This window comes from Gilliamella sp. wkB195, from assembly GCF_001690445.1.
Classification (GTDB): Bacteria; Pseudomonadota; Gammaproteobacteria; order Enterobacterales; family Orbaceae; genus Gilliamella; species Gilliamella apicola_E.
This window is the reverse complement of sequence record NZ_LZGP01000011.1, coordinates 301,697-313,873: the sequence shown is the minus strand read 5'-3', so window position 1 is coordinate 313,873 and position 12,177 is coordinate 301,697. Positions and strand designations below refer to the sequence as shown.

Below are 12,177 nucleotides of genomic sequence, written 5' to 3'. Positions count from 1 at the left end.
GAGAAATAATTGTGTCAGATGCATCTTTAAATATTGTTTTATTTGAACCTGAAATTCCTGCTAATACTGGTAATATCATTCGTTTGTGTGCTAACACTGGTTTTAATTTACATATTATTGAGCCAATGGGATTTTATTGGGATGATAAAAAATTGAGACGAGCAGGATTAGATTATCAAGAATTTGTTGATGTAAAACGTTATAAAAATATTGAGTGCTTTTTAGATGAGAACCAACTTGATTTAGCTTCTCAAGTTTATGCCTTAACGACAAAAGGTCAAAAACCACACAGTGAAGTAAATTATAAATCAGCTGACTTTTTGATGTTTGGCCCAGAAACGAGAGGTTTACCAGCAAAAATTCTTGATGCATTGCCGCAAGATAGAAAAATTCGGATTCCAATGGTTGCTAATAGCCGAAGTATGAATCTGTCTAATTCAGTTGCAGTAGTTGTTTATGAGTCATGGCGACAGCTTAATTATATCGGGGCTAAATAAATTTAAATTTTGATTTTTAATTACCAAATAAATGAAAAATTTTTGCAGATGTTTAACTCAAAAACCCCGTTCCTCAACTCAAAAATTTAACTTAAATTTTTTTACTTAAAAAAAGAGGTCATATCGACCTCATTATTTAAATAATTATTTTGATGAATTACTATTTAACGCGAGAAACGTATTCACCTGAACGTGTATCAACTTTAAGTACTTCACCAATTTGCACAAATAAAGGAACACGTACAACTGCACCAGTTGATAATGTAGCTGGTTTACCACCAGTTCCCGCTGTATCACCTTTTAATCCTGGATCAGTTTCAATAACTTCTAATTCAACAAAGTTTGGTGGAGTAACAGCAATTGGTTGACCATTCCATAAGGTTAAAATACATTCCGCTTGATCGACTAGCCATTTAGCATTGTCACCTACAGCTTTTGCATCAGCAGAAAGTTGTTCAAATGTATCATTATTCATAAAATGCCAAAACTCACCATCGGTATAAAGATAAGTTAAGTTCATATCAACGACATCAGCCGCTTCAACAGATTCTCCTGATTTAAATGTTTTATCAACAGTTTTACCAGAAAGTAATTTTTTAATTTTTACACGGTTAATTGCTTGTCCTTTACCTGGCTTGTAAAATTCATTTTCAACAATTACACACGGCTCGCCATCTTGCATTATTTTAAGACCAGCTTTAAACTCATTAGTACTATAAGATGCCATAAAAGCTCCAACTATCATTCTGAATTACAAAAATGAGCCATATTATACAGCAAAATGTTGAACAACCAAATAAAGATGAGTGGATTTTTGATCTCGCTAATGTAGTGACAGATATCAAAAAGCTTTATCATTGTCTGGATTTAGATTCTGAGGAAATTTCTTTACCCATGTTACAGGCAAGAAAACAATTTCCACTTCGTGTGCCTATGGCTTTTATAAATCGAATGAAAAAAGGTGATCCTCAAGATCCTTTACTGCTTCAAGTACTTTGTGATGAACAGGAATTAATAAACGTACAGGGTTTTACTAAAGATCCTCTTGATGAGCAACATAACAATATTCCAGGATTACTACATAAATATCATAATCGCGCATTATTAATGACTAAAACTGCTTGTGCGATTAATTGCCGTTATTGTTTTAGGCGACATTTTCCTTATCATGATAATCAAAGTAACAAAAAGAATATTAGTATCGCATTAGAGTATATTGCACAGCATACCGAACTTGATGAAATTATTCTTTCGGGGGGCGATCCTTTAATGGCAAAAGATCATGAAATAGCTTTTTTAATAGCTGAATTAGAGAAATTTCGTCATATTAAGCGTTTACGTATTCATAGTCGTTTAGCGGTGGTGATACCTAATCGTATTACTTCTGAGTTGTGTCGATTATTTGCAAAAACACGTTTACAAGTTGTGTTAGTTACCCATATTAATCATCCGAATGAAATTGATAATAATGTAGCTCATGCCATCAAAGATTTAAAGAAAAGTGAGGTAACAGTACTAAATCAGAGTGTTTTATTAAAAAATATTAATGATGATGCTGATGTGCTAGCGAAGTTAAGTAATAAGTTATTTTCAATTGGTATTTTACCTTATTACATCCATTTATTAGATAAAGTACAAGGTGCGGCTCATTTTTTAGTCGATGATGATGAGGCCAAAAAAATCATGCGGCAATTGACAAAAAAACTATCGGGTTATTTAGTTCCAAAATTAGCGCGTGAAGTTGGTGGTGAAGCAAGTAAGCGAGTTTTAGCTATTAGTGATTAATGAAATTTGAAAAGGTCCTTACAATTTATGTTTCAAAATCCCGTTGACGAAAAATAAAATAGACTCTATAATTCGGACCTCTTTAATTAATGCTGTGGAGTTTATACTCTACAACTTGTTGATAAATTAGATTTGGATATAAATCGTCATGAAACGCACATTTCAACCATCAGTATTAAAACGCAATAGAACTCACGGTTTCCGTGCTCGTATGGCTACTAAAAACGGTCGTCAAGTTCTTGCTCGCCGTCGCGCTAAAGGCCGTGTTCGTTTAACTGTTGCTAGCTAATTTAAAGTTGAGTGACTAAACTCACTTTTCCTCGGGAGTTACGCTTGTTAACTCCCTTTGATTTTAATCATGTATTTCAAGAATCTATTCGTGCAGGTTCGCCTTTCCTGACTCTAGTTACACGTAAAAATAATCTAAGTCATCCCAGATTAGGCTTTGCTATAGCTAAAAAACAGGTTAAAAGAGCCCATGAGCGTAATCGTATTAAACGGTTAGTCAAAGAATATTTTCGTCACAACCAACATCAGTTTCCTAATATCGATTTTATTTTGATGGCTAAACAGCCTGTTATACAATTGAATAATCAACAATTAGTTGAGACATTAGATAAACTATGTCAGCAAATCATCAAAAAAAACTAAGTAAATTAATATTAATTGTCAAACAGCATGTTTATGCGGTTAAGGCTTTGATTATTAATGTTTTTGTTTTTGTTATTAGTTTATATCAACGTATCATTAGTCCGTTATTTGGTCCTAAATGTCGCTTTACTCCCAGCTGTTCACAGTATGCCATAATCGCATTAAGGCGATTCGGATTGATAAAAGGTGGTTGGCTAACGGTCAAACGTGTATTAAAATGTCACCCTTTACATGAAGGAGGTGAAGATTTTGTTCCTCCTAAGAAAACTAAAACCAATAGAGAAAAACACTAATGGGATCTCAACGTAATATATTAGTCATTGCTTTACTTTTCGTTTCTTTCCTGATTTGGAAAGCGTGGGTAGATGATCATGCACCAAAACCCCCAGTTGCTAACCAATTAACACAACAAATAGGTGAAGATAGTTCAACAGCGGATTCAGTGCAAGGTAAAACTATCATAATAAAATCTGATGTATTGTCATTAACGGTTAATACCTATGGTGGCGATGTGCAATCTGCTCAATTGTTGAAATATGAGCAGTCTCTTCATTCAGGTACACCTTTCCAACTACTTACTTCTAAACCTGATTTTATTTACATTGCTGAAAGTGGGTTAACAGGTAAAGATGGTCCAGACAATGCAACTCAAGGCTCAAAAAGACCATTATATCAAACTGATCAATCTGAATATGTTTTAGCTGATGGTCAAGATGAGTTGAAGGTTCCATTTACCTATCAAGTTAATGGTGTAACTTATACTAAATATTACATCTTACATCGTGGTAATTATGCTGTTGATGTACAGTATGACGTGAACAATCAAACCCAAAGTCCGTTAGAAGTATCAATGTATGGTCAGTTGAAGCAGACTATTGAACTCCCTAAAGATGCCGTTACTGAAGGCGGTGGCGGATTAGGACTAAGCGCATTTCGCGGTACAGCTTATTCCAGTGCCAACACTAATTATAGTAAATATAGTTTCAGTGATATCAAAGATGATGCTTTAGAAGTCAAAACTGAAACTGGCTGGATTGCTATGTTGCAACACTATTTTGCTTCAGCTTGGATTCCTACGCAGGAACAAAATAATTTATTCTATTCACGTGCAACAGCTAACAATTCACAAGCAACAATTGGTTTTAAAGGTGAAACAACAGTTATTCAACCAGGTGAAACGAAATTAATTAATGCCAAATTATGGTTAGGTCCTGAAATTCAAAGTGAATTAAAAGAAACAGCTAATCATCTTGATTTAATCGTTGACTATGGTTGGTTATGGTTCTTATCTCAACCACTCTTTTACTTATTGAAATTTATCCATAGTTTTATTGGAAACTGGGGCTTTTCGATCATTGTGATCACTTTTATTGTGCGTGGTATTTTATTCCCATTAACACGAGCACAATATCGTTCAATGGCTAAAATGAAGTTATTGCAACCTCGTTTACAAGCATTAAAAGAGCGTTATGGTGATGATAGACAAAAAATGAGTATGGAAACAATGGCACTTTATAAACAAGAGAAAGTTAATCCTCTTGGTGGTTGTTTACCATTATTGATTCAAATGCCTATCTTCTTGTCATTATTTTACATGTTAGGTAATACGGTTGAGCTACGTCATGCTCCATTCGCTCTTTGGATCCATGACTTATCTGCACAAGATCCATATTATGTTTTCCCATTGTTAATGGGTGCAACTATGTTCTTAATTCAGAAGATGTCACCAACACCGGTTACCGATCCTTTACAACAAAAATTAATGACTTATATGCCATTAATCTTTACGGTATTCTTCTTATGGTTCCCATCAGGTTTAGTTTTATACTATATTGTAAGTAATTTATTTACGATTGCTCAGCAACGTATAATTTACTGGGAGCTTGAGAAAAAAGGTCTACACGAAAAGAAAAAGAAATAGTATTGCCAAAAAGGAGGATTAAGATCCTCCTTTTTAATAGTTATTTTTTGGTATTGATGTGATGAATATACAACAACAATTTAATTTAATTGGTAACGAAAAAGGTTATTGGTTTGTTAGTCAAAATGGGCGATTATGGTTGCCAAATGGCGAAGTTCCTCATGGTATTGCTAGTGAATTAGGTTTTACCAACAAACTAGCTCAACCAATTGGTGAGTGGAATGGGCAAACCGCTTGGTTGATTTGCCAAGAAATGAAAAACTCTATGTCAACGATTCGCCCCTTACTTAATAATGCTGATCAATCATTATTTAATATGGCTGGCAGGGCGGTACAATTGTCTGAGTTTTATCGTTCTCATAAATATTGTGGTTATTGTGGTCATGAGATGCATATTAGTAAAACAGAGTGGTGTTGTTTATGCAGTAATTGTCACCAACGTTATTACCCACAAATTTCCCCTTCAATTATCGTTGCTATTCGAGATAAAAATAAAATTTTATTGGCAAAGCATGTTAGGCATAATCAAGAAAATTTATATACCGTTTTAGCTGGTTTTACAGAGATTGGTGAAACAATGGAAATGACGGTTGCCCGAGAAGTGTACGAAGAGTCAAAAATAAAAATTAAAAATATTCGTTATATTGGTTCACAACCTTGGCCGTTTCCTAACTCCATGATGATGGCCTATTTAGCTGATTATGAGAGTGGTGAAATTACTATCGATAAAAATGAGTTAGTCGAGGCAAATTGGTATCATTATTCTCAATTACCTAAAATACCCGAATATGGCACGATAGCAAGACGTTTGATTGAAGATACAATTATACTTTGTCGTGAATATGATGAGTTTGGTGAGTAAAATTCATCATATTCACTTAATTAACAATTTATAAATATTCAATGGTTCTGGTTAAATCAATTTTACTTGAACCTTCTCCTACTGTTTCACAAACAGCTTTAGTCCAGTCGTTATTTTCGTTATAAGCGAAATAGGTACAAGTCTCAGTTGATTCTAACTCTTGTTCATTTTTATCATTGATGATTACATTACCTTTTGCTGATAATTTATATGTTCTAGTAATTGTTTTTTCGAGCTGATTATTAGTGTTATAAACTATATCTTTCTCTCTCACTAAAACGGGCAGTTTAGTTCGTTCATCTGATTTTATATAAGCATTATATAAAACTTGTTCAACCAGATCGCCGTTATAAATAATTTTACTATTAAAAACAATATTATTATCGGCAAAGTTGGATAAGGTTGTTTCAACTAAATGACCTTGTTCATCAAATTCATTAATGGCAACAATGTCACCATTATCATCTTTCATACCAATAATATTTTTTGAATCGTCAAAAGAAACATCGTAATTATTCCTAACATCTTTCATGCCATAAATATATTTGGCTGTATCATAGTTTATTTCGCCATATAAACCTTCAAGATCATAATTCTGTACATAACCTTGAGCATTATAATTGATCGTTTTTTCTGTCGGTCCTTGGATTTTTTGGTGTTTGATCAGTTTTTTATGAGGTAGGAGTTCTGGTTCGGTATGAAAAAGATAACTATTACTTACCAATATTGATGATTGGGATTTAAATTCATTATTTATATTTTTGTTTACAGCATTATTCTCAGTTTGGGCCTCTTGATTTTTGCTTGTACTAGAGGCGGCATTTGTTTCTGCCTTTTTTTGATTATCACATCCCGTTAATAAAAAAATAGTCAAAAAGAATAGATAGATATAATTTTTCATAATATTAGTCTCTTAATGTTAGAGTTAGAGTTTTATTTATATCTAATAAAAAAGCTTAATCAACTTCAGTATTTTATTGCAATCTTAGTCTGTTTAGAGCATAAATTTGAATTTCATTTGTATTCGTTTCTTATAGATAAGCTTTACAAATATTAGCAAATTGGAGGTCAAAGATATAGTTTTCGTCAGAATTATTATTTTTAAATTAACAGATTACTTCGAAAAAAATGATGAGGTAAGAAAATTTAAATATTGATCATATCAATCTGCGATAAGTTGCCGATTGATATGAATCAGATAAAACCATCAATGCTCTGGGTTATTGAGCCATTGAGCTATTTGTTTGGCAAAATAGGTTAAAACCCCATCTGCACCCGCGCGTTTAAAACAGAGTAATGATTCCATGATGACAGATTTTTCATCTAACCAACCGTTTCCAATTGCGGCCATCAACATTGCATATTCTCCAGATACTTGATAGGCAAAGGTCGGTACCGCAAAAGTGTCTTTTACTTTACGAACAATATCTAGGTAAGGCAACCCAGGCTTAACCATTACCATGTCAGCACCTTCACTTAAATCTTGGTAAATTTCTTGTAATGCTTCATTAGCGTTGGCCGGATCAAGTTGATAGGTTTTTTTATTACCACCTTTAATGTTTTTTGCTGAACCTACAGCATCACGAAATGGTCCATAAAAGCTAGAGGCATATTTTGCTGAATAAGCCATTATTTGCGTATTAATAAAATCATGTGATTCTAGCCCATTACGAATTGCGCCAATTCGACCATCCATCATGTCACTGGGTGCAATAATATCAGAACCTGCTTGAGCTTGAACTAATGCTTGTTTAACCAAAGTACTAACAGATGTATCATTTAAAACATAACCACTATCATCAATAATACCGTCTTGGCCATGAGTGGTATAAGGATCGAGTGCAACATCACTTAAAATTCCGAGTTCTGGTAACTCTTTTTTTAGTGCCCTAATTGCTTTAGGAACTAATCCATTTTCGTTATAAGCTTCTTCAGCTAACAGTGATTTTTGAGAAGGCTCAATAGCAGGAAACAAAGACAATATAGGAATGCCTAATTTGGCAACTTGCTCTGCCTCTTTCACTAATACATCAACGCTCATTCTTTTAACATTGGGCATTGATGTTACAGATTGAATAATGTTTTTCCCTTCAACGATAAATACTGGATAAATCAAATCATCAACTGTTAAACGATTTTCTGCAACTAGGCGACGACTAAAATCATGAGCACGATTACGACGTAATCGTCTTTGGGGATATTGACCGGTAAAGACTGATGACATATAAATACCTATATTTTTGATTAAACGGTCTTATTATCTGACTCAAAAGTAAGATTAGCAAATAATTTGTTATGTCGTAATTATACGATATTTTACTTTACAACTTATATGATTTAGAGGTAAAATTGCGCACTAATTTTTAGTCCCTTGTGATATTAACCAAATTTGAGGTGAGAGGCACATGCCAGTAATTAAAGTACGTGAAAATGAACCTTTCGATGTAGCATTACGTCGTTTTAAACGTTCTTGCGAAAAAGCAGGAGTTTTAGCTGAAGTTCGTAACCGTGAATTTTACGAAAAACCAACAACTATTCGTAAACGCGCAAAAGCAGCTGCTGTTAAACGCCACGCTAAGAAATTAGAAAGAGAAAACGCTCGTCGCACTCGTCTATATTAATATTTATACTGAAAATTTAATTTATTTATTTTTTTAATATAAAAATTTTAACAAGCCGTACTTTTACTACGGCTTGTTGTCTTTGTGTAATGCCATAAATGGTTGAATTTTATCATGAAAGGTCTTATTCCTCGCGATTTTATTTTAGATTTGCTTGCCCGCACAAATATCCTTGATGTGATAGGTAAGCGCGTTAAAATGAAAAAAAAAGGAAATAACTATTTTGGTTGTTGTCCTTTTCATGATGAGAAAACCGCTTCTTTCTCATTAAGCGAAAAAAAGCAGATTTACTATTGTTTTGGATGTGGCGCTACTGGATCTGCAGTAAATTTTTTGATGCAATATGAGCGATTGTCTTTTCCTGAGGCAATTGAAGAGATAGCTAGTATGCAAGGAATCCGTGTTCCATACACGGATAACGAAAATAATCAAGCTGATGCATCAAAGCAAATTGAATCTCGTAATGTTCGTCGAGATCTTTATTCATTGATGTCTAAAATAACTGATTTCTACCAGCAGCAATTAGCATTATCGACTTCGGTAGATGCTCAAAAGTATCTTGAACAACGCGGATTAAACGCAGAGATTATAGCTAGGTATAAAATCGGTTATGCACCTAATTCAAAACAACTAACTTTTCAAAATATAGTTAAGACTGAAAATGAAGTGGTGCTATATGACAAGGCAGGGATGTCTGTCAATAACGATATAGGTAATCGATATGATCGCTTTCGTGGGCGTATCATGTTCCCGATTCGCGATAGACAAGGTAATGTTATCGCTTTTGGTGGAAGGACGATCTTCAATGAGTCGGCGAAATATCTAAATTCACCTGAAACTCCTATTTTTCATAAAGGTTTTCAATTATATGGACTTTATGAAGCTCAAGAAACTAATCGTAATTTAAAGCAATTAATAATTGTTGAAGGTTATATGGATGTTGTTTCTCTTGCACAGTACGGTATTGATTACGCTGTAGCTGCTTTAGGAACAGCAACATCAGAAGAGCATATTAAGCTTCTATTTAGAGCAACAGATTCCGTAATATTTTGTTACGATGGTGATAAAGCCGGGCGAAATGCTGCATGGCGAGCGCTTAATGTATTACTACCTTGTTTGATTGATGGTAAAAATATAACTTTTGCTTTTTTACCACAAGATGAAGATCCAGATAGTTACGTGCGTAAAGTCGGAAAAGATGGCTTTGAAGATTACATAAAAAAGGCGCCTAACTTATCTGAATTTTTGTTCGATGAGTTATTAAAACAGGTCGATTTAAAATCAGCTGAAGGTAAAGCTAAATTGAGTTCACTTGCTATTCCTTTACTTGAACAGGTAAAAGCAAAAGTATTTAGACTTAATTTACTTCAAAAATTAGGGCGTTATTTGGGGCTATTGGATCTATCCCAAATTGAACAATTAATCGCGAATAATAATATAAGCGAAAATAGAACTATTGATTCAGCACCTGTGCCAAAAATGAAATTGACCACTATGCGGATTTTAATTGGTTTGTTACTTCAATATCCAAATCTAGCTAAGATGGTATCTGATATTAACGTTATGAGGCAAGTTAACTTAGCGGGAATTGATATATTTATTGAACTACTTGAATTATGCCAACAATATCCAAATATAACTACAGCACAAATATTAACTGAATGTATTAACCGACCATATTATAAACAGCTAACTCGTTTAGCAACCTGGGAGTACCATTACCAAGATGATGAAATAGAATCAATTTTTTCTAATACTTTAAAAGAGTTATATGATAATATACTCGCCCAAAGGCAAGATGAACTGATCGCAAAAGAGAGAGTCTCCGGATTGAGTACCGCAGAGAAAAAAGAATTAGCGACACTAATACTTGTTTTATCAAAAAAAGACTAAATATATAGGGTATGTGTAGAAAAATACTTTTTATTCTGCACATATAATACACATGACCGAATAACTAAATGGTGATACTTTATGGAGCAAAATTCTCAATCACAGTTAAAACTCCTAATTATACGGGGTAAGGAGCTGGGATACCTGACCTATGCTGACGTCAATGATCACTTGCCTGAAGAAATCATTGATTCAGATCAGATTGAAGATATTATCCAAATGATCAATGATATGGGGATTCAAGTACTTGAAGAAGCTCCAGACTCAGATGAATTATTACTTTCAGATAATGTTCCAGATGAAGAGGCAGTTGAAGCAGCAACAGCATTAGTTTTATCTAATGTAGAATCAGAAATAGGTCGAACTACTGACCCAGTACGTATGTATATGCGTGAAATGGGTGCGGTTGAACTATTAACCCGTGAAGGCGAAATTGATATCGCAAAACGTATTGAAGATGGGATTAATCAAGTTCAAACCTCAGTATCTGAATATCCAGAAGCCATTACTTATCTCTTAGAACAATATAATTTAATCGAAAGCGGCGAAGTTCGCTTGTCCGACCTTATTACTGGTTTTGTCGATCCGAATGCTGAAGAGTCAGAAGAAGAACTTCCTGAAGAATTGGAAGACGGTGAAGAAGAGATTGATATTGACGATAGTGATGATGAAAGTGAAGAAGAAAGCGATTCTTCAGCTGATGATGATGTCTCTATCGATCCAGAAGTAGCAAAAGCGAAATTTGCTGAATTACAAGAGCAACATGATAAAACTTCTGCTGCAATTAAAAAATATGGACGTGCTCATAAAAAAGCACAACAAGAAATTGAAAATCTATCTGAAGTTTTCAAACAATTCCGATTAGTTGGCAAGCAGTTTGATATTCTTGTTAATAATATGAGAAGCATGATGGATCGAGTAAGATCTCATGAGCGTATTATTATGCGAATTTGTGTTGAACAATGTAAAATGCCGAAAAAACAGTTTATGACTCATTTTACTGGCAATGAAAATAGCATGGACTGGTATAAAAAAGCGAGTACTGGTAAAGGTGCATTTGCTGCTAAATTAAAAGAATTTGAATCATCAATTGAAGAGCAAATTAAAGCTTTACAGCAAATTGAAACAGAAACTAATCTTTCTATCGAACAAATCAAAGATATTAATAGAAGAATGTCTATTGGTGAAGCTAAAGCTCGTCGAGCCAAGAAAGAGATGGTTGAAGCAAACTTACGTTTAGTTATCTCTATTGCTAAAAAGTATACTAATCGTGGTTTACAGTTCCTGGACCTTATTCAAGAAGGTAATATTGGATTGATGAAAGCGGTTGATAAGTTTGAATATCGCCGAGGGTATAAATTCTCAACCTATGCAACGTGGTGGATTAGACAAGCGATCACTCGTTCAATTGCTGACCAAGCAAGAACAATTCGTATCCCTGTGCATATGATTGAGACAATTAATAAACTAAATCGTATTTCTCGTCAAATGCTTCAGGAAATTGGGCGTGAACCAACACCAGAAGAGTTATCTGACCGCATGCAAATGCCTGAAGAGAAAATTCGTAAAGTACTAAAAATCGCAAAAGAACCAATTTCAATGGAAACACCAGTCGGTGATGATGAAGATTCACACTTAGGTGATTTTATTGAGGATACTGCACTTGAGCAACCACTAGATGCAGCTACATCGGAAAGTTTACGTAGTGCAACACGTGATATTTTATCTGGTCTAACACCACGTGAAGCAAAAGTCTTACGTATGCGATTTGGTATTGATATGAATACAGACCATACTCTTGAAGAAGTAGGTAAACAATTTGATGTAACGCGTGAACGTATCCGTCAAATTGAGGCTAAAGCATTACGTAAATTACGTCATCCTAGCCGATCTGATGTTCTTAGAAGTTTCTTGGAATAAATTATAACTTTAGCTAAATCGCCACTT

General features: G+C 34.1%; 13 protein-coding genes. 10 read left to right on the top strand and 3 right to left on the bottom strand.

All coding sequences use genetic code 11. The annotated features are described in order from the left end of the window. The first annotated feature begins 11 nt into the window (after nt 1-11). A complete protein-coding gene (trmL, locus tag A9G08_RS03555; protein ID WP_141673912.1) occupies nt 12-497 on the top strand; it encodes a tRNA (uridine(34)/cytosine(34)/5-carboxymethylaminomethyluridine(34)-2'-O)-methyltransferase TrmL in 486 nt (161 codons plus the stop codon). A 160-nt stretch (nt 498-657) separates the two neighbouring features. Here the strand turns inward: trmL and efp are convergent, their stop codons facing one another. Further along, the gene (gene efp, locus A9G08_RS03550; RefSeq protein ID WP_034882790.1) at nt 658-1,224 is read right to left on the bottom strand and encodes an elongation factor P; all 567 of its coding nucleotides are present in this window, start codon (nt 1,222-1,224) and stop codon (nt 658-660) included. A gap of 32 nt (nt 1,225-1,256) precedes the next feature. On the opposite strand from efp, the gene epmB reads away from it, so the two are divergent. The 6 genes from epmB to nudC all read left to right on the top strand — a co-directional run bounded on the left by epmB (nt 1,257) and on the right by nudC (nt 5,716). Continuing rightward, nucleotides 1,257-2,282 (top strand): EF-P beta-lysylation protein EpmB, encoded by a 1,026-nt coding sequence (gene epmB, locus A9G08_RS03545; protein WP_065562354.1) that lies wholly within the window; start codon nt 1,257-1,259, stop codon nt 2,280-2,282. Nucleotides 2,283-2,430: 148 nt separating this feature from the next. Continuing rightward, nucleotides 2,431-2,571 (top strand): 50S ribosomal protein L34, encoded by a 141-nt coding sequence (gene rpmH / locus A9G08_RS03540; RefSeq protein ID WP_025314679.1) that lies wholly within the window; start codon nt 2,431-2,433, stop codon nt 2,569-2,571. An 11-nt stretch (nt 2,572-2,582) separates the two neighbouring features. Then, a complete protein-coding gene (gene rnpA / locus A9G08_RS03535; protein WP_065562353.1) occupies nt 2,583-2,933 on the top strand; it encodes a ribonuclease P protein component in 351 nt (116 codons plus the stop codon). Beyond that, nucleotides 2,906-3,226 (top strand): membrane protein insertion efficiency factor YidD, encoded by a 321-nt coding sequence (gene yidD, locus A9G08_RS03530; RefSeq protein ID WP_081299466.1) that lies wholly within the window; start codon nt 2,906-2,908, stop codon nt 3,224-3,226. Before rnpA ends, yidD begins: the two co-directional genes overlap by 28 nt. Continuing rightward, nucleotides 3,226-4,854: a membrane protein insertase YidC gene (gene yidC, locus A9G08_RS03525; RefSeq protein ID WP_065562352.1), complete on the top strand. Its 1,629-nt coding sequence runs from the start codon at nt 3,226-3,228 to the stop codon at nt 4,852-4,854. The genes yidD and yidC overlap by 1 nt, the downstream gene beginning before the upstream one ends. A gap of 61 nt (nt 4,855-4,915) precedes the next feature. Continuing rightward, the gene (gene nudC / locus A9G08_RS03520) at nt 4,916-5,716 is read left to right on the top strand and encodes an NAD(+) diphosphatase (RefSeq protein WP_065562351.1); all 801 of its coding nucleotides are present in this window, start codon (nt 4,916-4,918) and stop codon (nt 5,714-5,716) included. Between the two features lie 28 nt (nt 5,717-5,744). Here the strand turns inward: nudC and A9G08_RS03515 are convergent, their stop codons facing one another. Together A9G08_RS03515 and hemB are read right to left on the bottom strand one after the other, a co-directional pair. Further along, nucleotides 5,745-6,617, bottom strand: a complete 873-nt coding sequence (locus A9G08_RS03515) for a hypothetical protein (RefSeq protein WP_065562350.1) — start codon at nt 6,615-6,617, stop codon at nt 5,745-5,747. A 306-nt stretch (nt 6,618-6,923) separates the two neighbouring features. Continuing rightward, a complete protein-coding gene (gene hemB / locus A9G08_RS03510; RefSeq protein ID WP_065562349.1) occupies nt 6,924-7,940 on the bottom strand; it encodes a porphobilinogen synthase in 1,017 nt (338 codons plus the stop codon). 181 nt (nt 7,941-8,121) lie between these two features. Between hemB and rpsU the strand changes: the two genes are divergently transcribed. The 3 genes from rpsU (at nt 8,122) to rpoD (ending at nt 12,150) form a co-directional block, all read left to right on the top strand. Further along, complete coding sequence (rpsU, locus tag A9G08_RS03505) at nt 8,122-8,337, top strand: 30S ribosomal protein S21 (protein ID WP_034882800.1); 216 nt, start codon at nt 8,122-8,124, stop codon at nt 8,335-8,337. Between the two features lie 114 nt (nt 8,338-8,451). Continuing rightward, nucleotides 8,452-10,230: a DNA primase gene (dnaG, locus tag A9G08_RS03500; RefSeq protein ID WP_065562348.1), complete on the top strand. Its 1,779-nt coding sequence runs from the start codon at nt 8,452-8,454 to the stop codon at nt 10,228-10,230. Between the two features lie 81 nt (nt 10,231-10,311). Then, entirely contained in the window at nt 10,312-12,150 is a 1,839-nt protein-coding gene (gene rpoD / locus A9G08_RS03495; RefSeq protein WP_065562347.1) for an RNA polymerase sigma factor RpoD, read from the top strand. The last annotated feature ends 27 nt before the right edge of the window (nt 12,151-12,177 follow it).